At 37.8% G+C, this 22,051-nt stretch carries 17 protein-coding genes; 3 read left to right on the top strand and 14 right to left on the bottom strand.

Annotated features, from left to right (window positions below):
• Positions 1 to 91 precede the first annotated feature (91 nt).
• The 7 genes from pgmB to I589_RS12750 form a co-directional block, all read right to left on the bottom strand.
• Positions 92 to 742, bottom strand: a complete 651-nt coding sequence (gene pgmB / locus I589_RS12780; RefSeq protein WP_010768188.1) for a beta-phosphoglucomutase — start codon at positions 740 to 742, stop codon at positions 92 to 94.
• Positions 730 to 2,907: a glycosyl hydrolase family 65 domain-containing protein gene (locus I589_RS12775; RefSeq protein ID WP_010768187.1), complete on the bottom strand. Its 2,178-nt coding sequence runs from the start codon at positions 2,905 to 2,907 to the stop codon at positions 730 to 732. Before I589_RS12775 ends, pgmB begins: the two co-directional genes overlap by 13 nt.
• A 16-nt stretch (positions 2,908 to 2,923) precedes the next feature.
• Complete coding sequence (locus I589_RS12770; protein ID WP_010768186.1) at positions 2,924 to 5,209, bottom strand: glycoside hydrolase family 65 protein; 2,286 nt, start codon at positions 5,207 to 5,209, stop codon at positions 2,924 to 2,926.
• 17 nt (positions 5,210 to 5,226) lie between these two features.
• A complete protein-coding gene (locus tag I589_RS12765; protein WP_010768185.1) occupies positions 5,227 to 6,240 on the bottom strand; it encodes a LacI family DNA-binding transcriptional regulator in 1,014 nt (337 codons plus the stop codon).
• A 67-nt stretch (positions 6,241 to 6,307) separates the two neighbouring features.
• Complete coding sequence (locus I589_RS12760) at positions 6,308 to 7,129, bottom strand: carbohydrate ABC transporter permease (protein WP_010768184.1); 822 nt, start codon at positions 7,127 to 7,129, stop codon at positions 6,308 to 6,310.
• Entirely contained in the window at positions 7,126 to 8,004 is an 879-nt protein-coding gene (locus I589_RS12755) for a carbohydrate ABC transporter permease (RefSeq protein ID WP_010768183.1), read from the bottom strand. The genes I589_RS12760 and I589_RS12755 overlap by 4 nt, the downstream gene beginning before the upstream one ends.
• A 98-nt stretch (positions 8,005 to 8,102) precedes the next feature.
• Entirely contained in the window at positions 8,103 to 9,488 is a 1,386-nt protein-coding gene (locus tag I589_RS12750) for an extracellular solute-binding protein (RefSeq protein WP_010768182.1), read from the bottom strand.
• A 568-nt stretch (positions 9,489 to 10,056) separates the two neighbouring features.
• Between I589_RS12750 and I589_RS12745 the strand changes: the two genes are divergently transcribed.
• Complete coding sequence (locus I589_RS12745) at positions 10,057 to 11,103, top strand: PTS sugar transporter subunit IIC (protein WP_010768181.1); 1,047 nt, start codon at positions 10,057 to 10,059, stop codon at positions 11,101 to 11,103.
• A 102-nt stretch (positions 11,104 to 11,205) separates the two neighbouring features.
• On the opposite strand, the gene arcC is transcribed toward I589_RS12745, so the two are convergent.
• From arcC to I589_RS12710, 7 genes are read right to left on the bottom strand one after another with little or no spacing between them, the layout of a single operon-like run.
• Positions 11,206 to 12,138: a carbamate kinase gene (gene arcC / locus I589_RS12740; protein WP_010768180.1), complete on the bottom strand. Its 933-nt coding sequence runs from the start codon at positions 12,136 to 12,138 to the stop codon at positions 11,206 to 11,208.
• Positions 12,139 to 12,152: 14 nt separating this feature from the next.
• Entirely contained in the window at positions 12,153 to 12,599 is a 447-nt protein-coding gene (locus tag I589_RS12735) for a nucleoside deaminase (RefSeq protein ID WP_010768179.1), read from the bottom strand.
• 4 nt (positions 12,600 to 12,603) lie between these two features.
• Positions 12,604 to 14,094 (bottom strand): cytosine permease, encoded by a 1,491-nt coding sequence (locus I589_RS12730; RefSeq protein ID WP_010768178.1) that lies wholly within the window; start codon positions 14,092 to 14,094, stop codon positions 12,604 to 12,606.
• 4 nt (positions 14,095 to 14,098) lie between these two features.
• Entirely contained in the window at positions 14,099 to 15,226 is a 1,128-nt protein-coding gene (locus tag I589_RS12725) for an ankyrin repeat domain-containing protein (RefSeq protein WP_010768177.1), read from the bottom strand.
• A gap of 19 nt (positions 15,227 to 15,245) precedes the next feature.
• Positions 15,246 to 16,664, bottom strand: a complete 1,419-nt coding sequence (locus I589_RS12720; protein ID WP_010768176.1) for a YlbE family protein — start codon at positions 16,662 to 16,664, stop codon at positions 15,246 to 15,248.
• On the bottom strand, positions 16,657 to 18,210 hold the full coding sequence (gene fdrA / locus I589_RS12715; protein WP_010768175.1) for an acyl-CoA synthetase FdrA: 1,554 nt from the start codon (positions 18,208 to 18,210) through the stop codon (positions 16,657 to 16,659). Before fdrA ends, I589_RS12720 begins: the two co-directional genes overlap by 8 nt.
• The gene (locus I589_RS12710; protein ID WP_010768174.1) at positions 18,210 to 19,082 is read right to left on the bottom strand and encodes an oxamate carbamoyltransferase subunit AllH family protein; all 873 of its coding nucleotides are present in this window, start codon (positions 19,080 to 19,082) and stop codon (positions 18,210 to 18,212) included. The genes fdrA and I589_RS12710 overlap by 1 nt, the downstream gene beginning before the upstream one ends.
• Before the next feature lie 156 nt (positions 19,083 to 19,238).
• On the opposite strand from I589_RS12710, the gene I589_RS12705 reads away from it, so the two are divergent.
• Both I589_RS12705 and I589_RS12700 read left to right on the top strand, forming a co-directional pair.
• Positions 19,239 to 20,897 carry a PucR family transcriptional regulator gene (locus I589_RS12705; protein ID WP_010768173.1) on the top strand — a complete coding sequence of 553 codons (1,659 nt, stop codon included), beginning with the start codon at positions 19,239 to 19,241 and terminating at the stop codon, positions 20,895 to 20,897.
• A 181-nt stretch (positions 20,898 to 21,078) separates the two neighbouring features.
• Positions 21,079 to 22,017 carry a 2-dehydropantoate 2-reductase gene (locus tag I589_RS12700; RefSeq protein ID WP_010768172.1) on the top strand — a complete coding sequence of 313 codons (939 nt, stop codon included), beginning with the start codon at positions 21,079 to 21,081 and terminating at the stop codon, positions 22,015 to 22,017.
• Positions 22,018 to 22,051: the final 34 nt, after the last annotated feature.

The raw sequence follows: 22,051 nt of genomic DNA, 5'->3' as shown, positions 1-22,051 counted from the left end.
TTGCTGAGACAAAGGGAACGTCTCATTCTCTTCTTTTACACCCTTTTAATAAATGGTGCTATAGAAGCTGAATCTCTTCTTGTCAAAAAAGTTAAAAATAAACAGATAAATCAAATAGAGTCAAATCAGAGTATACAACATCGGCACTAGGTAGATTTACCGACTCTCCAACGCCTATTGCAAAACAACCAGCAGATTTTGCAGCTTGTAGACCCGCTTCGGCATCTTCAAACACGGCGCACTCGTCTGGACTTATTCCAATGGCAGCAGCCCCTTTTAAAAACACTTCAGGGTCTGGTTTCGCATTTGCTGCAACATTTCCGTCAATCACTGCGTCAAAAAAAGCAGATAGCCCTGTTGAGGCCATGATTTTAGGTGCATTTTTACTAGCAGACCCTAATGCAATCTTAACGCCTTGCTCTCTTAACATTTTCAGAAGGGATACTACACCGGGTAATATTTCTGATGCATCCATATGGCGAATCAGTTGAACATATAAGTCGTTTTTACGCGTTGCCATCGCTTCTTTTTGCTCTGATGTATACAGCCTGTTTTCCTTATCTAAAGACAGCAGGATATCCAGTGACGCCATTCGCGATACCCCTTTCAACCGCTCATTATCGACCTTTGTAAAAGGAATATTCAATTCGTTTGCTAATTCTTTCCAAGCTAAATAGTGATAACTTGCAGTATCCACTAATACACCATCAAGATCAAATAAAGCACCCTTTAATTTTTCCATATCTTTTGACCTCCTTGGGTAATTTCAATTGTATAATATTCGTTTTGATAGATGGTTTGAAATTTCATTTTTTCCCAGTGACTAGGAAGCTTGGGGTCTACCTCTAGTTGTCCATCGGTCACCTTCAATCCAGCAAATCCTAAGATAGCTGCCATCCATGCACCCCCATTTGCTGCAGGATGCGTTCCACCTATGTAGATGGTACCAGCAAATTGTTTCGTCTCTCCAGTCAAATCCACCGTTGCAGTCTTCATAAAATAAGGATATGCCCATTCTTGATTGTCAAACTTGCAAGCAGCCATTGCATAGATACATGGACTTAATGAAGAGCCATGCTCCGTTCTAGGCTCATAGTACGCCCAATTGCGTTTTATCACTTCTTTGTCATAGGATGAAGAAAACAGATTCAATAAGAGAAGAACATCTGCTTGTTTAAGAATCTGTGTGTCTGATGCAATACCATATGCCCCACCCCAATATTCCTGAGGATTTAAGAGCCTGCTTTTTACCGTAGCAACCGAAGTGTCCTCTAGTTGGTAATACCCGTCAAATTGTTCAATCAGTCCAGTAGATTCATCTGGAGCAGGAACATAGATGAGTTGTTGAAACCTTTCTAACAGATTTTTTTGTTCCTCTAATTTTGTTTTTTGCAAAAGAACAGACAATTCATTTGGATAGTGAGCTTCCAAAAATGACCAAACCTTTAACGCAATCGAAATAGTCACTTGAGCCAACTTGTTTGTATAGGCATTGTTTGCTACACGTTCATGATATTCATCAGGTCCAATCACGTCCAAGAGCTCATATCTATTTTTTGATTCCTTGAAGTAGCTATAGGAAACATAAAACTTTGCACTTTCAAAAATAACTTCTGCAGCTCCATCTAACAAGAAGGAAACGTCATTTGTATATTCATAGTAATTCCACATCGCGTAGGCAATATCTCCTGTGATATGAATTTGCTTATCACGGAAATAGGTACGCATCGGCCGGTTTGTAAAGACATCTGTCACGTTATAATCAGAGGTCGCATCTTGTCCATACTCCTGACTTTCCCACGCATAAAATGCACCGTCAAAACCATAACTTTTCGCCTTTTTTCGTGCGCCATCTAAGGTGTGTACTCGATACATCAATAGATTTCGTGCAATCTGCGGATCTGTTCTTTGGAAAAAAGGAACCATAAACATTTCTGTATCCCAGAAAACAGCCCCCTTATATGTTTGACCAGACAAGCCCCTTGCTGGAATGGATTGCCTATCACTGTGACGAGGAGCAATTGATAACAAGTGATAGATACTATAACGCAAAGCAATCTGTGCTTCTTCATCGCCAAGAATTTCAATATCTGATTTCTTCCAAAGATTAGCCCAGATATTTCGGTGCGCCTTCTTCAATGAGAGATACCCCTCTTTTTTTGTTGCATTAAGTAAACTAACCACTTGTTCAGTTGGATTTTCTCCATCATTTTCATTATACGTGGCAGAAAAAGTGTCAAAAGAAAAAGGAACATTCGGCTCTAATGTAATCAGATACTCATGAAAGCCTTGTTTTTCAGTTTTGATATACCTGGATTTTCCGTCAACTGTAATTGTTTGTCCTACAGAAAGCTTCTTTTTTTCCTCATTTGTTTGTGCTTCAAAAAGTAGAGAGGTTTCATCTAACTCACACAGTTGAGTCCCTATAAGATGTGGGCCATTAATATCCCAAACATTCCCATCAATACCCACCTGTAAAGTAAGAGTGATTGGAACACTGCTGATTAACTCACCTCTAGCTGCCATTAAATGGACAGAGGCCATGCTCAAAAATCGCTCAATTGAAAGTGTCACTTGACCTCCTTCAACTGAAAAACTTGTCTCTCGTCTGTGCAATCCTTCATAGATATTCAGCTCTTGTTGATGTTTCAATGGCTTCTTTGTCCGTAAACTAAGCTCTTCGTTTTCAAAACTCATCTTTATAAACAACCCGTTGGGCGCATTAACAGGCTCTCGCCAACTTGTCCCCACTTGGTCATACAGCCCTAGAATCGTATTGGCTACCAGTTCTTCTTTGCCATACTCCTCCATTGTTCCGCGATACCCCATATATCCATTTGCCAGAAGATACTTATTTCCAAAGTTTGTTATCTGATCTTTATCGAATGAATCTGTTATTTTCCACATTCACTATCTTCTCCTTTTACAAATGAATCGTTTTGATGACTGGCTCTGAAGCAATCTCTATGAACTCTCCGTAAAGTTTCAGTGTGATTGGTTCTCCCTTAACTTTAGTAAGAGTTACGGTGTCTTGCTCCACATGAATGGAAATCAGTGTCTGATGATACGTCAGCTTAAACGAATAGCTTGTCCACTGCTTAGGAATCATCGGTGCCACTACCAACTCTTTTCCATCTGTTCGAATCCCGCCAAATCCATAAACAATATTCATCCACGCAGCAGCAATCGAAGTGGTGTGTAAACCCTCTCTTGTATTTCTGTTATAATTATCCAAGTCCATTCGAGTCGCAAATCCAAAAAACTCATACGCTTCTCGTTCTCTTCCTAGTTCGGCTGCAAGAATTGAGTGAATTGAGGGAGAAAGAGAGGATTCATGGATTGTTTTTGGTTCATAAAATTCATAGTTGATTCGCTTTGATTCATGGCTAAAATCCTGATTATATAAAAACTGGAACATTAATACATCTGGTTGCTTAATCATGTCATTTCGATAAATCCGATCATAAGACCAATGATGATACAAAGGAAATTCCTCTACTGGAATCTTTTTGATATCTACATGAGGCAGTTTAAAGAAGCCATCGTGTTGTTCAATGAGGCCGTCTTTTGTTTCTAAAATCAACATCTGTTCCGCACATTTAGCCCAATCCATTTGTTCTTCTTTTGTAAGAGCAAATTCAGTAACCAGCTCAGTGAATCTTTCTGGGAACTGATCATTTATTTTTTCTAGACTTTCCAGTGTGTACTCAAACGTTTTTTTCGCCATATAATTTGTATACGCATTGTGATTCACCATCATCTGAAACTCATCTGGTCCCATCACACCAAAGAACCCAAACTCACCCGTTGGAGACCAATCTCCTCTTGTTCGTAGAAATCGACTAATTTCAATCAGCATTTCAATCCCGTGACTCATTAAAAAATCCTGATCCTCAGACACTTGCATATAGTGCCAAATACCGTAAGCAACTCCTGTACTAGGCTGGAATTGAAGACTTGCATGCTGCCATAAATCACTCGCCTCGTTTCCATTTAAAGTTGCAATTGGGTAACAAGCTCCTTTACAATCAAGTTCTTTCGCTCGATTACGCGCTTCAGGAAGAGTTTGATATCGAAATTCCAGTAAATTTTTGGCAGCGTCAATATTATTTAATAGATAAAAAGGCAAACAGCACGTCTCCGTATCCCAAAATGCATGCCCCCCGTATGATTCACCGGTCAATCCTTTTGCCCCAATATTATTAGATGGATTTTGTCCATGATAAGTTTGTTGCAATTGAAAAATACAGAAGCGAATCCCTTGTTGATTAAGTTCATCCCCTTCAATAATAATGTCCAAATTCTGCCATATATCTGCCCAATAAGCAGCTTGTCTCATCTTTGCTTCTTCATAGGTCTCTATCTGCTCAGTCAGCAATGTTTCACCGATTTCTAACAATTCCTCCGTATCAATGTCTTTTTTCTTTGCTACATTAGTTGAAAAACGAATCACCTCAAACAAGCGACGCTCTTCAAGTTTAACGTTAAACTTATGACCGATAAATTTATCCCTCTCAACAGAAACTGTTTCTAGGGATTGGTTTGCTTTCAGTTTAAAGCCTGAATAAATTTTTTGATTCGTTGTAATCGTCTTGCCAATAATTGCACTAGTTAGCGTATTCGTTTGTTTATAAACTTCTTGCCAAAAATTCTGTTCCTGTGATTGATGGATTGTATTAAAATCTGCACCTAATTCAAAGGTAACCTCTCCTGTAAAATTGAGAGCTTCTGCTTGAATTTTTTGAAAACCAAATTGAGCATGCGTCATATCTAAAAATCGCTCAAAATGAAGTCTTACTTTTTTCTTGTTCTTAGTTTGCCATACAAAACTTCGTGATAAAACACCTGTACGCATATCTAATGTTCGGACAAAATCAGACACATTCGCCTGCGCTAAATCTAACGTTTCTCCATCCAAAGTGATACGCGTGTACAGCCAATCGACTGCATTCACCATAAAGTGGCTGCGAGCCACGATTCCTTTGTATTGCACGCGATTTTCTTGTGGACTGTTTTCATAAATCCCATTAAAATAACTTCCCAATAAAGTATCTCCGCCAAAACCTTCTTCAAAATAGCCCCTAATTCCGGAATACTCGTTTCCTAAGGAGAAGATAGACTCCGAAACTTCATTGCGTTTTTTATCAAATCCTTGCTCTGTAATCACCCAAGGATCTAATTTATAATAGATATCAGCAATTTTCGCCATCACTAAACAACCTTTCTTTAGTTCGTCGTTTTTCGTAAAATAAGTTCTCCTTCTAGCAGAGTCACTTGCTTTACAATTTCTTGTTTTTCAGAGATGTCCACAATCATTTGCATCGCCTTTTCGCCCTTGCTAATTTGATCTAGACGAACAGTAGATAGAGGTGGATCATTTAATTCTGAATACGCAATATCATCAAATCCAATAATCGATAAGGCTTGTTTATCATACGCCCCATGTTGTTTTAAAAAATGAATGAATTTCAATGCAAGATAGTCTGCCGTTACAAGAACTCCTTGATAATTATCAATTTTTTTCAGCATATCTACTTGCTCCTCATCGGTAAAGACAAGCTGTTCATTGATTCCTTGATTATTCTGTGCAAGTGCAGCTTTATACCCTAGATATCGCTGTTGAATTACGCTTGTTTGATTTTCATCAAAGGCATAGGAAAGAAATGCAATCGATGTCAGTCCGCGATTAAGCAAATAGCTTGTCGCATCATAAGCTGCTTGAAAATCATTTGTATTAATAAAATAGCGATTCGGATAGTTTTTTATTGTTTTGTTAAGAGTTGCCTCTAAGTGCGTATCTAAAAAGACAATTGGCCCTTGAACAATTTCATTTGCTTCTTTGAATAGCTGCTGACTAAATCCAACAGCAATAAATCCCTCAAACTTCCAATTCTTTTGTACTTCCTCAATGTCTTCAAATGAGCTGACACTATGAACAAGAATAAAAAATCCGCGCTCTTTTGCCACTCGCTCAATTCCTTCAAGTACCTCTGTAACAAAAGGGTCTGAAAAATCAAGTTTTGGTTTTTCCGAAAAATAGAGTAGCCCTATTAATCGAGAAGAAGACTTAACTAAGGCTCTTGCATTCATATTTGGTGAATAGTTATATTTTTTTATGATTGATTGAATAAGCTCTTTTTTATCCTTCGATACACGATGGGCTTTGTTATTGATTACGTTAGAAACTGTGGTAACGCTCACTCCTGCTTCTTCTGCAATTTTTTTTATTGTTACTCTCATGCTCATCGTCCTTTCAATCAGTAAAGTTTAAGCTTATTATACCTCAGTTAGAGCCAATTTCTATCAATTATTTGATAGACCCACTTGCAACGCCAGCTATAAAACGCTTTTGGAAAATAATGTAGATGATAATTACTGGGATAATTGAAATAGAGGTTGCAGCAAATAGTCCCCCATAATCCGTTCCATATTGTCCATTAAATAGACGTAGCCCGACGGACAAAAGCTGTTTGCTTTCATCATTAATCATGAGGTACGGCCATAAAAAGTCTTCCCAGCTCCATAAAAATTGAAAAATTGCTAAACTGGCAATTGTATTTTGTGACATTGGTAAAATAATTCGATGGAAAATGTAAAAATCTGAGGCTCCATCAACACGTGCAGCTTCTATCATTTCATCAGAAATCTGAGAAATTGCCTGACGAAACATGAAGATGCCAAATCCACTTACCATAGATGGAATAATCAAAGATTTATACGTATCTAACCAACCAAAATCAACCATCATCTCATACTTGGGAATAATCGTAACCGCCCAAGGAAGCATCATTGTGCTTAGTACAACGCCAAAGAGAAGATTCTTTCCCTTAAATCGGAATTTTGCAAATACAAAGCCCATTAATGCGCTAGTATAGATGATAATTACAGTCGTTGTAATGGCGATAAACAAGCTATTTAAAAACATCCGCATAAAATCAAATTTTTCTTGAACCCCAGTATAATTTGAAACAGTCGAAGGAATAGGAAATAAGGATCCGCCTATTTTTACAATGTCACTATTTGGTGCAAAAGAAGACAAGAACATCCAGATAAACGGAATAATCGTAATCACCGCAAGAATAAGTAAAACAACATTTAATAGCGTTGCTCTTGTTTTTTTCAGATTCATGAGAGTTCCTTCCTTTCTGCTGTTACTTTAAACATGATGACAGTTAGAATACCGATAATCACAAATAAAATAATCGCCATAGCTGACGCTGTCCCAAAATTGTATTTAACAAATGCCTCATCAAAAATCAAATAAGAAATAACATACGTGGACGTTCCTGGACCTCCATCCGTCATAATCAAAATTTGGATATAAGCCTGAAGATAAGTAATTAATGATGTAATCATCACAAACAGTGTAGTAGGTTTTAATAAAGGTACCGTTACCCGCCAAAAGGTTTGCCAGCTACTTGCGCCATCAATTCTTGCTGCTTCAAAAACATCTTCAGGCAAGCCCATTAATCCGCCTAAAAATAGAACAGTTGCATAACCAAAATCTTTCCAAATGGTCATAATGATAATGGCAGGTAACGCCCAATGAGTATCTTTCAACCAGTTAATATCTAAATGAAACACTTTATTAATCAAGCCAAACTGTGGATCAAACATCCACATCCAAACAAATGATACAGCTACAAGCGGGGTAATTGTTGGCAAGTAGAACAATCCTTGAAATACCGTCTTCATTTTAGTAAGCTTCGACATTAACAATAACGCAAGCCCTAGTCCAATGACAATTCGAAACAAGACTGAGAAAAAGGCAAAGACAAACGTATTTTTCATTGAATCCCAAAATAATCCACTTGTTAAAACATCCTTAAAGTTTTCAAATCCTACATAATCATATTTATCAATCAGTGGATTCCAGTTATGAAGACTTCCAGCAAACGCCTTATAAATGGGGTATACAAGAAAAATGGCAAAATAGATGACTAACAGTGTTACGGCAACTGTTTTTAAATTAAAAAATGAAGACGACTTTTTTATCTTTTCCACTACATGCTCCTCCTTTAGAGTAGTTGCTGGAATAAATAATCTATTCACCCTTATTTATTCCAGCACATTTGATAAAAAATTGAATTACATTACTCTATTTATTTCTCATTAATAAACGCGTAACTATCTTCCAATGAAGTAAATTCTGTATCCTTCATATCTTTTTCCATTTTTTCTTGTGCTGATTTTACTGAAGCGCTCAATTCTTTTCCGTTAAACAAGACATCTTCCATCGTTTCTGTAGCAGTAGATTCAACAGTTGCAGGGAATGGTCCTGGCCAAATTAAGCGATCAACCCGTGGTGCAATTGCACTCAACACTGGATTTGCTAAAATATCCGCATCTTCAGCTAATGATTTTTTCGTAGGGAATGAAGCTAACGCTAGCGCACCTGTTTTTGAATACTCATCATTCGCTAAACAATAAGTTAGGAAATCCTGAGCGACGGCTTGTTGTTCTTTTGTCTGATTTTTGTTAATTCCTGGAGTGCTCTCACCATTAAAACGGTCATAAGCTAAAGGCACATCTTCCGTCGGTGTGGGCGTAGCAAAGACTCCGTAATCAATATCTGGATAATTGGTGTTTAGTTCGTTCAAATACCAGCCCCATTTGTAAACCATCGCACTTTGTCCATTTCCAAAGCTTTGAGAAGATTCCGCACCAAAATCTTTTGATCCGACACCTGCTTTTTCATATAAATCAATTAGAAATTGCAGATTCTCTTTAGTCACTGAATTATCATAATTTACTGTTTTTCCACCATCTTTAAATAGCAGTTCTCCTTTTTGATAATTCAAGCCTTGATACAAGGCACTGTAAGTTTCTCCATTCCAGTTAAAACCTGCCTGTGTAATTTTTTCGCCATCTTTTTTAGTTAATTTTTTTGCTACTTCTTCAAACTGAGTCCAAGTTTTAGGAATATCAGCATCAGTCAACCCAGCTTCTTTCCAAAGTGTCTTATTATAATAAATGTTCCCTGTATTAATCATACTATCGATATAATAGACATTTCCATCTGTAATATGAGGCTCTACTGAAGTAAAGTCCGCTGTTAACTTCTCAGTTTCAATATCATAAGGAGCTAAGTAGGGCATCAATATATCGTTTTGAGAGTTGTGAATATTAAATACAGCTGGACCATTCTTTCCTTTTAAGGCTAAAGGAAGCTTTGTCCAATAATCTTCCCAAGGATGATTCACCACTTTAATTTTTACATTTGGATAAATTTTTTCATATTCTTTGGCCATAGTAATGGCTGGATCTCCCTCATTCCATGTCCAGTATTCAATATCAATTGGTTTTCCATCATTTATTAATTTATTGGGATCAAATACTACGTTCTCCCCTAGAACTTCCATTCCTTTATCTTCGTTTGAATCTGTTGTTCCACTTGCATTTCCCGAGCTTTTTGAACTTCCACAAGCTGCCAGTGTCGCTACCATCAATAAGGTCATCATGGTCGTAAAAATTTTTCGTTTCTTCATAATTTTAGTTCCTCCTTAGTTTTAGGTTTAACGTTAAACTACAAAAATAAGTTTAACGTTAAACTTTAAATTTGTCAACGCTTTCAATAAAGGATTTTTTATTTTATTTTTTCTTTCTATAAAGAACTCAAAATAGTGGTTCCTTTTTTGTTCTATGATCCAAATAGAAACGATATTTTCATGAAAACTATTTGAATCATTTTGAAAAAAGGATAAACCTATCCATCCCGCTGATAACCAGGCCTACTTTTCTTTTTTATTTTTAATCGTTATATAATTATTCTGAACATTCGGAATTTTTTTATTTTTTACTGAAATAATGCTTGATTTACACTGTATACTCTCATATACTATTAAAAATAACCTTTTAGATTCTGACAATACTTTTATAAATCAGTAAGAAATTGTCAGAAATATGAGAATTCAAGGAGGATAAAAAAAGACGTGTGTTTGAGAGCACATTTTTCTATTTTACATAAAAAATGAAAACTGTTTTTCATCAACAACTCACTCATAGAATGAAACTGATTTAAACTGATAAAAAACATAGAAAGTAAGTAGGTGTACTATGAATATGAAAACAACTCCAAAAATTTTTTTGAATAAAGTCCTAGCAGGAACAGCCACAGGAATTATCGTCGGTCTCATTCCAAATGCAGTGTTAGCTGCTATTTTAAAATTATTCGGTGATAATTCACTTGCTGTAACGATTGGACAATCTGCCATTATTTTTCAATTAGCAACTCCTTTAATTATTGGTACGCTTATTGCTCATCAGTTTGATTTTAAACCTATGCCTATGATGGTTGTCGGCGGTGCTGCATTTGTTGGCTCAGGAGCAGTGAAGTTTAACCCAGCAGTAGGAGAAACAGGCGCCTATATAGGCACTGGAACAGGTGATATCATCAATACCATGATTACTTCTGCGATTGCAGTTTTATTGATTCAACTCATTGGTGATCGATTTGGTTCTGTTGCTATCGTCTTAACCCCTATGCTTGTTGGAATTGGGGCAGGAACAATCGGGTTTTATTTATATCCTTATATTGCGAAGCTTACGGCAGCGATTGGTGATGGGATTAATACTTTTACCACACTTCAGCCAATAATAATGAGTATCCTTATCAGCTGTTCGTTTGCCCTTCTAATTATCTCACCTATTTCAACCGTTGCTATCGGAATGGCGATTCAATTAAATGGAATTTCCGCAGGTGCAGCGGCGATGGGTGTTGCAGCAACGACCGTTGTCCTTGTTGTGAATTCTATTAAAACAAATAAACCGGGCGTAACTTTTGCCATTGCTCTAGGCGCGATGAAAATGATGATGCCTAATTTGTTTAGAAAACCAATCATCTTAGTTCCTTGTTTCTTTACAGCGATTCTTTCAGCAATTCCTGTCGCTTTATTCTCTATTTCAGGAACACCCGCTTCTGCTGGATTTGGCTTAGTAGGAATCGTAGGCCCGCTCGCTTCCTTAGAGCAGGGATTAAATGGCGGACTGGTTCTCTTATGCTGGTTGGTGATTCCCGTCATCTGCGCACTCGCAGCTCAATTTCTTTTTGAAAAAGTTCTGAAACTTTATCATCGGAAAGATGTATTTGAATTTTTAGGTTAAACAATCATTATTCAAGCAACAAAAAAAAGACCTTTTCATTTTTTAGAAATCGACGAGTCCAGATACACACCGTTGATTTCTTATCATGAAAGGTCTTTTTTATTACACTCCAATCACTCGAGTGCCCGCCTCACCTTTTAGTGCAGCAAAGGCATCTTCTAATGAACAAATGATTGCTGTCTTTCCTTGTTTTGAAAAGTCAATCGCTGCCGCCATTTTTGGCGCCATACTTCCTTTTGAAAATTGTCCTTCATCCATATATTTTTGTGCCTGCTCTACAGTAATCGCCTCTAATTTTTGTTGTTCCGGTTTTCCATAGTTAATATAAACATTGGAAACATCCGTCAAAATCATTAACTTATCGGCCTCAATATCTTTTGATAACTGTAATGCAGATAAGTCTTTGTCCACTACAGCAGCAACTCCTAAATAGTTTCCCTGCTCGTTTTTTACAACAGGAATTCCTCCACCGCCAGTAGAAACGACTACAATGTCTTGATTCAATAATTTTTTTATGATAGGTGTTTCAAGAATTCGGATAGGTGCTGGAGAAGCAACGACTCTTCTATACCCACGTCCTGCATCCTCTTGCATGTTCCAGCCTTTTTCTTTTCTCAACTCATGTGCCTGTTCTTCAGAATAAAAGGTGCCAATTGGTTTGGTTGGATTGTGAAACGCCTCATCTGAAGGATCAACTTCTGTCAGTGTAACAAGTGTCGCCGCTTCTATTGTCGGAAATAAATTTTTGAATGATTCTTGAATCATATACCCTATATATCCTTGTGATTCAGCACTACACGCAGCCAATGGTTGTTCCGGAATAACAGGACTTGCGAGTTCATTTTGCTGCAAAATCTGCCCTACCTGTGGACCGTTTCCATGAACGATTGCTACTCGATGCCCCTCATTTATAAGTGAACCAATACTTTTCATACTCCGCTCAATATTTTCCATCTGCGCCTGAAAGGTTCCTGTTTGTCCAGGTTGTAAAATAGCATTCCCTCCCAATGCAATAACAATCGTCTGTTTTTCCATATATGACTCCTCTCTTATCTTTCTTTAAAAGCTTCCCATAAATGGTCACAGTCTTCTCTGTTCGCTACTTTCTCCATTGTTAGTGCTGATTTGTCGCTTCCGTCCAAATAGTTTCTTAAATGCATATCTGAAAACCCATGTTTTGCTGCATCTTCTCTGGTGCTGCAATAATATACCTGCGTAATATTTGCCCACATCATCGCTCCTACACACATTGGACAAGGTTCACAAGTAGCATAGACTTCACAATCAGATAAATCCATCGTGTCCAGTTTTTTACAAGCTTCTCTAACCGCTACCATTTCTGCATGGGCAGATGGATCCGTGTCTCGCATCATTGTATTTCCGACGGCTACAATTACCTCACCGTTACGAACGATTGTAGCACCGAATGGACCACCGTCTCCACGCTTCATTCCTTCCAACGTCGCATCCACCGCTAATTTTAAATAATCAGTCATCTTCCTACTCCTTTTCTTTTGTTAGTGTCCAGCCAGTATATAAAATAAATGAAAGAATTAATCCTGAGAAAAAGGCAAAATCATTAATAAGCTTCAACAGCTCTACTTTTTGGAAAAAGGCGCCAATCATACAGACAGCAAACGAAATACCCAGTGTCCACATAGCTGGTTTATTATAATTTTTTGCGAGTTGGTTTTCATTTGCTTCCGTTACATAGATTGCTTTCAATTCTATTTTCTGCTTTTTAGCAATAAAGAAGTCAGACAACATGATTCCCGCAATCGGTCCAAACATTGATCCGATAAAGCTGTAAAAATAAAAGAGTGTTTCTTGGCTTTCCACTAACTTCCACGGCATGATAAGTGTGCCGATAACGGCTGTCAGTATTCCACCTTTTATGACGCTTAGTTTACTTGGAAACAGACTTGCTAGTTGTAATCCTGCTGGAAAGAGATTACCAAAGACAACAAAGGCCGTTGCCCCTAAATTTAATGCTAAAATCAACACGATAACAGCTGCTGTGCTCTGCATCTTATCAATTGCTTCTACAATGTTAAAAATAGGACGATTAAAAGCAATTTGAGTCCCTGCAATCAAGCCTACACAGGTGATAGCAAACAAGATATAAGAAGCGATAAAGCCTAACGGCAACCCGATAATCATTGCCTTTAAATTTTTGGCTTTTTGTGTAAAATCCCCTATATTCACGATTGGACCTGCCCAGTTTGAAACTAACGCACTGACACAAGCAATAAATAATGGAATAGAAAACTGTGCATTTTCTGGTTCAAAATTATAGACATTTCCAAAGCCTCCTGCGATATTGATTGACCAAATAGCTGCGCCAATAATAAATACATAGACAACTGGTGAAGCATACGTTCCTAGTTTATCCAATACTTTTGTTCCCCCAATAAACAGACCCACAGTCACTAGCCATACAAGTACAAAACTGATACTACTGTATATTGGGAACCCTAGAATCGTCGCTGAACCGCCAATAGTCATATAACCTGGAATTAACCGTTCAAAAATCACGTCAAATGCCTGTGCTGAAATAACACTCTGTGTGCCAAAAAATACGACACCCGCAATCAATCCACGGGCTAGCGAAGGAAAAATAGATCCTTTAATTCCAAAGACGGAACGAATCAACATCGCAAATGGAATTCCATATTTAGCAGAGGCAATCCCATTAATAACATAAAAGAAAGACACAATGACGGCTGAAGTCATGACAGCTGCGATAACTTGTTTTGTATTTAACCCTAAGATAAAGAATCCTGCAACGGTCATGTAGGATAGAATATTGTGAACGGGCCCCATCCATAAGGTAGTAAATTGTAAGATTCCCCAATTCTTATCCTCTCCAGTTTTTGGCAACAAATCTTTAGAAAATTCGGTGTTTCTCTCTGTATCAAGCTGAATGATTTTTTTCTCCTCTGCTTCTTGGAGCAGTTGGTCAGTGGCAACGATCTTTTCAGTTGTTGTCATGGTCTTATTCTCCTTGTACGATTATTTTTTTCACCTGTTCTGCCTGTTCTTGATAGAGTTCATTTTCTGGTACCAATTGTGCGGCTTGCTCCAGCGTTTCTACCGCCAGTTGTAATTTTCCTATGCTACGCAAGCTGTTTGCTTTATGGAACATATAGTCAACTCGGTTAGGATTTTTTTTAAGTAAAGTATCCATAACTTCAATAGCTGCCTCATGTTCACCAAGCTCTCGTAAATAGTTAGATTTATGATAACTAAAAAAACTCCCCTGATCCTGCTTTGCGCCCTTATCAAAATAAGAAAGTGCAGCTTGTTTATGCCCAAGTTTTCTTTCTAAAATAGCCAAGTAAAAATAAAATTGTATTTCTGTCTGTGCGCCTTTCTGATAATAATAACGACTTTGTTCGTAGTTCTTCAGCTGTTCAAACACATACCCTAAATAAAATTGTTTTTTTGGTTCCTCTATTTTTACATAGAGCTTTGCCAATGCCGAAATCCAGTCGTTTTGACGAATACTAGTGCGAATTTGTTCATATCCATCAGCATCTGTTTGTTCTAATAGTGCAACTATTTCTTTTTGTCCTCGTTTTTTTGCATAATCTAAGCTATGTTGCTTTTCATCATCCTCTTGATAGATGTCTGCCCCCCCTGCCATTAACGTACGAATCACGTCTTGGTAAAGAAATCCTCCATCGCCTAAAATAACCGCCTCCAACAATGCTGACCAGCCCAATCGATTGACATGATTCACTGGAACACCTGCACCAATTGCTAACTGAACCGTTTTTAAATAGCCTTTTTCACTGGAAGGAAGAAGTGCTGTCCCCCCAAAGCGATTCACAGAGGTCAATTCTGGCTGTGCAGTTAAGAGTAGTTGAAACACCTCATCAAACCCATTAGCCGCTGCAGCGATGAATGGAGATAATTCAGTAGCATCTTTTTGATTCGGATTAGCACCTGCTTCTATTAATAAACCAGTCATCGCCAAATTATTTGCTAAAACTGCATGCATCAAAGGGGAGCGTTCCATAGAATCCAGTAAATGTATCGATTCTTTATTCTTTAAGTGTTCTTCTAATTTTTCTAGTTGATTCTCTTGAATTACTTCAAAAATTGAAGCATTTGACCTCATTAAAGAGCCCTCCTTTCTCTTAATCAAATTGTTTACTAAAGGCAATAATCGCTTTTTGGAAAGCTTCCATTGGTGGATGCGTGATTCCTGCACCAATCATACCGATACCTGCTTCTTTATGCGCAATAGCGGTATTAATCAGAGGTAAGGTATTAGTTTGAACTACTTTTAGCAAGTCAATTCCTGTTGGCAAACCTAAAAAGTTCAAGGCAGGAATGGTGATGTTTACATTATTTCCAGTAGTAATGGTTTCCATTTTCATTGTGTAGTCAATAGCATCTGAAACTGTTCCGCCAACTAAGGCGACAATTGCAGGTGCTGCTGCCATCGCAAATCCCCCTAAACCAAACGTCTCCGTAATTGCGCTGTCTCCTATATCTAAACCTGAATCCTCTTCTTTATAACCTGCAAACATTGGCCCAAGCACTTTTTGAGAAGGACCAATGAACCAATTCTCCTGCCCAAGACCACTAACTCTAATACCAAATTCTGTCCCATTTCTAGCCATTGTTGTTAAGACGGTACTGTAAGGAACATCAGCCGCCGCATCCAGTGCTGCTTTACAAAATGCCATCCATGTTGGTCCTGAAAAATAGTCACTGCTTGCAACAAAATCAAAAACTTCTTTTTGTTGTTCAACAGAAAAGTTTGTTTGTATGAGATACGGCGTCAATGCTTGAATCAGCAAGGTAGTTCCAGCCACGTTTCGATTATGAAGCTCATCTCCCATGTGAACAGCCTGCGCTGCTAGAAGTCCTAAATCAATCCCTGTAGGATTCAAGGTCATTGCCTCACTCAGCATAGGGCCAAATACATCGCGCATCCAGTTCAGGCGATCAATAACTGATTGGTCATTGGCTCCCATACGAAGAATTTTTGACAGCTGCTCACTTAGATTGGTATAAGCGATATTTCCATAGGTTCTGTTTTCAACAATGTGGACATACATAGAAGCAGATGTTACACCCGCCATCGAGCCTACGCAATCATGTTCATGACAAGGAGAAAAAATAACTCCGCCCATTTCGGCAACAACTCGTGCCTCCTCTAAATCTTTTGCCAGCCCTTCAAATACGATTGCGCCTAAAACTGCTCCTTGCATTGGCCCATTCATTTTTTCCCATGTAATTGGCGGTCCTGCATGTAGGATAGTATTCTTTGTCATATTAGGAACAACATCAATGGCTTGTTGATAGCCAGTTAAAAAGATGCGCCCATTCGTAATCCGTTGAAAAACCTCTTCATTGGCTTGTTTAATTTTTTCCATATTTTCAGGTGTTTCAATTCGTGCTAATGCTTCCAATACTTCTGAATTTCCAAATCCCGGAGGTGCCCAGTCAAGCTGAACAACCTTTCCACCTTGTTTTTTAATATCCTCAGAAAACTGTTGAATGCCAACATTAATGACTGTTAATTCTGATCCAAATAAATTATTCATGATGTTCTCCTTTTCCCACAAATTCTCGAGCTAAAAGTCCTGTGTTTTGGCTACTGCTTGCATAAATACCACCTGCTTCAATCAATTGGTCTATCTGCTTAGTTAGCACTTGTTCATCTAACTCTGTTCCTAAAACATAACCTAAAATCTCTAAAGCTCTGCCTTCTTTTCTTGCCTGCTCTTTTGCTTGTTTTATTTCATCCACCATCATCCCTACCGGATCAGGATGTGCACCAAATCCTAGAACAAAATCAAGAATAATTACACCCACTTCTGGATCTCTTGCTTCTTTTCTAAACCGCTCAATTCGATTGCTTGGGTCAATCATAGGATGCGGCTTCCCATTGGTGTACTCATCAGCCCCAAAGTCAATAAAGGTGTGTCCTTTACTATGGAACAAATCGTCTGGCTGTTTTTCTGGTTCATGAGAAATATTACTGTAAACATCAGCTAATGTTTCTTCAGCAATTGTCAACGCTTCTGCACAAAGGGTTCCTCCTGCAAATAAACCGCGAATATATTTTTTCTCTGAACCAAAAGATTCTCGAACCTCTTGAATGAGTGGCCAGTTCAATGGATGAAGGTCTAATGTAGATAAATCAATTCCTGCTAGCTCGACTGCTTTTAGCGCTGCATTTTTTGAATATTTTTCAAAATAGACATTTTCTTCTTGGCTTTCTTTCTCACTACCAACAAACCAGACAACCACAGGCTTACTCATCATTTTCGCTTTGTCTATGATTTTCTTTTCTACTTCCTTAGCTGGCGGTTTTGAAATAAGCGCAATCACTTTGGTCTGCTCATCTTTTTCCAGCTCGTCCATTGCATCCAGCATCATCAACCCGCCTACTGCCTGACTCAAATCACGTCCACCCGTTCCAATCAACTGAGAAATCCCTCCGCCAAATTCATGGATGCGAACAGATAGTTCCTGTGAACCAGTACCAGAAGCCCCGATAATTCCAATAGATCCAGAGCGAACCTTGTTTGCAAAGCCTAATCCCTTGTTGTTAATAATTGCCGTACCACAATCTGGTCCCATCATGAATAATCCTCGTTCATGTGCAAATTGTTTCAGGCTGATCTCTTCTTCTACTGCTACATTGTCGCTAAACATCATGACATGAAGATTTTTTTCTAAAGCCTTTCTTGCTTCTCTTGCTGCAAATAATCCATTCACTGAGATCAATGCTAAATTCGCTTCTGGATTAGCCTCAACTGCCGTATCAATGGTTGAAAAAACTTGTTCAGATTGTCCTTGCGTGATGGTTTTCTTCTCATTCATCATTTGTTCAATTTGTTCAAAAAGACTATCAGACTGTTCCGCATTTTCAACGGTCATTGCAATCACTAAATCGCTGGACTTTGCTTGTTTAATTTCTTCGTTAAACAAATGAACATTTTCCATTACTTCTTTATTCATATCTGTTGCCATAGCCACAATTACCTCATTTACTCCATCTAGTTCATTGGCTCTTGTTGATAAAGCCATAAGAGAAACAGAGTCTACATATCGGTTTTCCATAATTTTTACAGTTAGCGTCATTATTTTTTTCCTCCTAGTTGAATGGTTAATTTTATTCCAGCAAGCATGCCCTTCAGGATATCTTCACCTGAGGATGAACCAATTTTTAGAACCTCCTCTTTTCGCTTTTCCAGCTGAACATCGGTTGTCTCTTGCATCATTTCTTTTAAAAAAAGGACTAATCGTTCTCTAGCTTGTCCGTTTAATGCAAGCTTCATCTGTGTTTGACTAATACTATTTGTTTTGCCAGCACTCTTAGAAAACAGCTCACTCAGTAGTCGATTCACCCACGGATAGGGATACCGATTCATCCCTGTCACTAAAAAGAATCCTGTTAAATAATCATCACCAGATGGAGTGAGCCCAATCCCAAGTCCAATTAATTGGTTTATTTGTCTCTCTATTTCTTTTTTATCATTTACCAAAATCGCCTGTTCAAATGCTGTTGTCACTTCCTCCAGCTTAGAGTAAACAGCTTGCTCAAATGCTGTTACTCCCACTTTTTCTTTCTTTTTTTGATGTATCTGTTTGGTTACAAATACCAGTTGAGAAGACAGCGCCGAATGAAAGAAAAACGTAGGCTGTTCAATCCCTTGACTCACCATGTTTTTAAAATCAAACCGCCATTTTGAATCAACAAGTAAACAATTGTTTCCACCTACCACTCTCATCCCCTGACGAATGGATTCATTAGGAAAAAAATTGGAAAGCTGCAAAGTTTGAGGAGCGGCATCTAATTCATCCGTAGACAAGGTTAGTAACGTCTCATTTTCGTCTATTAGATTCATTGTACGATGGAAAATGCTATGTACGTTTCCCCTATAAGTTTCTAGCTGTGCAAGCTGAGTATCCGAAAACGTACCTGATTTCACTAAATATTCTTGATAGACCATTGCCTCACCTTCTTCTATTTCTGATTATGGATTTATGATACCTCTTATGTAAACGCTTTAATACGTACGAACTATCTCAATTACAATCGTTGCATTTGTATACTTTAACCAAATCACTTATACTTTAGTCATTCTTATAATCAAAGGAGAAAGAAAATGAATGTAGCAGATTTTTTATCCTTACCCAGCTCTCAAGAATTTCGGCTAATTGCAGGGGAGAACGGACTAAATAGGACGATAACGAGTGTCAATATTATGGATAATCCCCATGCAGATGATTGGTTATTCGCTGGTGAGCTGTTAGTAACCTCCGGCTATTTTTTCGGGATGGATAAACAACAGCAAGCAAAATATTTTAAGCGTTTTCAAGAGTTGAGTATCGCTGCTGTTTGTATCAAGCCCCATATATTTTTTGAAGTCATCCCTGAACACTTACTTGCTCTTTGTAATGAATTTCAAATTCCTCTTATTGAAATCCCTTATGGTGTAGCTTTCTCAAAAATTTTAAAAACCGTAATGAACCAGCTATCAGCTAGTGTTGATAGCGAAAAACAATTTGCTTTAGATGTGCATTCCCAGTTTTTTGAGACTGCCTTAAATGGTGGAGGAATTGATTATTTAGCTAAGGAGTTAAGCCGAATTATTGAAAATCCTGTGTTAATCACTTCTGGAAACTGGCAGGCACTCACATTAGAAGGATTTGATGAAGCACTCAAAAATACGCTCATTTATCAGGAAAATGACTTTATCTTTCCCAAGCAAGCATTAGAAAACCTACCTATGAACGTGGAAAAGTTGAAGCATCCAATCTACCGAAATCTTGTCTTTCAAGATCAGCCGATTCTTTGTTGTATTTTACCCATCTTTTTTAATCAGACAAACTACGGCTATATCATTGTTTATCTAACGCAACGACCACTTTCAAATATTGACTACATAGTGTTGGAAAGCTGTACAATGTCAATTGCCTTAGAAATTGTTCATCAGACAGAAAAAGAGCGCGTAAACAATCGCATTCACCGCGATTTCTTTACTCACTTGTTATCTGGAAATGAGCTGGATCTTGAGGCGCTGAACTCATTTACTATCGAAATAAATGAGAGCTTGAACTACTCAGCATTTATCGTTCAGACAAACTTTCTAAATGAAGAGGAACTTTCTTTCGTGGAGACAAGAAAAAAAGAAGAACAGCTCATGCAGCTTCTTCTTTCTGCTAGTCATAAATATATAAAGAACAATTTTCTAGACACACACATTTTTAAACAAGGAAACCTGTTAATCGGCCTTTTGGGTACAGAAAAAAACCTCTCTTTTGAAGAGGTAACTATTCGCCAAAGAAAACAACTAATGAACCTGCAAGCCTATTTAGAAGCTCAATCAGCAAATCAAGTTCAACTTTCAATAGTCGTTGGTTCAACCCAATCACTTTTTTCCGTTCACAAAAGCTACTCGGAAGCGACTAATATGTTAACCATTATTCAGCCTGCTCAAACAGGGATTTTTTTCTTAAACGATTTTTATTTAGAAACCTTTCTTTCTAAACAAATTCCAGAAAAAGAAGCTGATCTCTTTACCAGCCACTTTTTGCATAAGCTTATTGATTATGATGAAAAAAATGGCAGTGACTTACTTGAAACACTCGAAGTCTATCTTGACAACCACTTAAATATTGCGTCCACATCAAGAGAACTGTATATTCATCGAAACACCTTGCTCTATCGGATTGAACGAATGAAAGATATTTTAGGAATGGATATCACAGATAAAAAACATACCTTTGCACTGCAGCTAGCTTTGAAGTTTCATCAGAAATAAATCTTAGTAAATAAATACATCTGTCTGTAGTTTATATAAAGTTCATTCATTTTCTTAGCTATTTTTTCTCAACAAATAATTCAAGAAACGCTACTGAATTGAGGCGTTATTCATTTACTTTCTTCTTCTCTCCACGTACAATTGACAAGTAATAAAAAACATCACAGGAGGTCATGGAGAAATGAAGATTACAATTGCTGGTGCAGGTGCGATGGGAAGCCGATTCGGATTAATGCTACACAAAGGTGGAAATGAGGTTACCCTTGTTGACGGTTGGCCTGCACACGTAAATCAAATAAAAGAACATGGTCTTCAAGCAAATTTCAATGGAGAAGAACTCACGGTTCAGCTACCTGTCGAATTACAATCTGAAATTCACTCAGAAGAAAAAACAGATTTAATCATTTTATTTACCAAAGCAATGCAGCTAGATAAAATGCTGCAAGATATTCAACCGTTAATTGGCGCGCATACAAACGTGTTATGCCTATTAAATGGGATTGGCCATGAAGATATTGTTGAAAAATACGTTCCAATGGAAAATATCTTTATTGGAAACACTATGTGGACAGCTGGTTTAGAAGGTCCTGGTAAAGTAAAATTGTTTGGGAACGGCTCAGTAGAGCTTCAAAATCTAGGAAAAAATCAGGAACAAGCAGCAATAGACTTGGCAAGTGTTCTCTCTGATTCTGGACTAAATGCGAAATACTCTGACAATATTCATTATTCTATCTACCGTAAAGCATGTGTCAATGGAACAATGAATGGACTATGCACCATCTTAGACACAAATATGGCTGGCTTAGGCGAAACACGCCCTGCCCATGACATGGTGGTTACCATCGTGAATGAATTTGCTGCAGTGGCTGCTCACGAAGGTGTCATGTTAGATATTCCAGAGGTTATTGAGCATGTAGAAGAATGTTTTAATCCAGAGACTATTGGTATGCATTATCCTTCTATGTATCAGGATTTAATAACCAATCATCGTTTAACAGAAATTGATTATATCAATGGAGCAATTTCTAGAAAAGGAAAAAAATACAATATTCCAACTCCCTATTGCGATTTTTTAACACAGCTAATCCATAGCAAGGAAGAAATTCTTAAAGCAAAATAAGCACTCGTCATTTAGATACAACGAAAAAAAGCGT

This window comes from Enterococcus phoeniculicola ATCC BAA-412, from assembly GCF_000407505.1.
GTDB classification, from domain to species: Bacteria; Bacillota; Bacilli; order Lactobacillales; family Enterococcaceae; genus Enterococcus_K; species Enterococcus_K phoeniculicola.
Note: the sequence above shows the minus strand (reverse complement) of the source record. Positions and strands in the feature narration are given on the sequence as shown.

What these genes read in the sequence shown, in the direction of transcription:
- pgmB (WP_010768188.1), bottom strand. Translation starts at nt 742, where the DNA reads ATGGAAAAATTAAAGGGTGCTTTATTTGATCTTGATGGTGTATTAGTG.
- I589_RS12775 (WP_010768187.1), bottom strand. Translation starts at nt 2,907, where the DNA reads ATGTGGAAAATAACAGATTCATTCGATAAAGATCAGATAACAAACTTT.
- I589_RS12770 (WP_010768186.1), bottom strand. Translation starts at nt 5,209, where the DNA reads ATGGCGAAAATTGCTGATATCTATTATAAATTAGATCCTTGGGTGATT.
- I589_RS12765 (WP_010768185.1), bottom strand. Translation starts at nt 6,240, where the DNA reads ATGAGAGTAACAATAAAAAAAATTGCAGAAGAAGCAGGAGTGAGCGTT.
- I589_RS12760 (WP_010768184.1), bottom strand. Translation starts at nt 7,129, where the DNA reads ATGAATCTGAAAAAAACAAGAGCAACGCTATTAAATGTTGTTTTACTT.
- I589_RS12750 (WP_010768182.1), bottom strand. Translation starts at nt 9,488, where the DNA reads ATGAAGAAACGAAAAATTTTTACGACCATGATGACCTTATTGATGGTA.
- I589_RS12745 (WP_010768181.1), top strand. Translation starts at nt 10,057, where the DNA reads ATGAATATGAAAACAACTCCAAAAATTTTTTTGAATAAAGTCCTAGCA.
- arcC (WP_010768180.1), bottom strand. Translation starts at nt 12,138, where the DNA reads ATGGAAAAACAGACGATTGTTATTGCATTGGGAGGGAATGCTATTTTA.
- I589_RS12735 (WP_010768179.1), bottom strand. Translation starts at nt 12,599, where the DNA reads ATGACTGATTATTTAAAATTAGCGGTGGATGCGACGTTGGAAGGAATG.
- I589_RS12730 (WP_010768178.1), bottom strand. Translation starts at nt 14,094, where the DNA reads ATGACAACAACTGAAAAGATCGTTGCCACTGACCAACTGCTCCAAGAA.
- I589_RS12725 (WP_010768177.1), bottom strand. Translation starts at nt 15,226, where the DNA reads ATGAGGTCAAATGCTTCAATTTTTGAAGTAATTCAAGAGAATCAACTA.
- I589_RS12720 (WP_010768176.1), bottom strand. Translation starts at nt 16,664, where the DNA reads ATGAATAATTTATTTGGATCAGAATTAACAGTCATTAATGTTGGCATT.
- fdrA (WP_010768175.1), bottom strand. Translation starts at nt 18,210, where the DNA reads ATGACGCTAACTGTAAAAATTATGGAAAACCGATATGTAGACTCTGTT.
- I589_RS12710 (WP_010768174.1), bottom strand. Translation starts at nt 19,082, where the DNA reads ATGGTCTATCAAGAATATTTAGTGAAATCAGGTACGTTTTCGGATACT.
- I589_RS12705 (WP_010768173.1), top strand. Translation starts at nt 19,239, where the DNA reads ATGAATGTAGCAGATTTTTTATCCTTACCCAGCTCTCAAGAATTTCGG.
- I589_RS12700 (WP_010768172.1), top strand. Translation starts at nt 21,079, where the DNA reads ATGAAGATTACAATTGCTGGTGCAGGTGCGATGGGAAGCCGATTCGGA.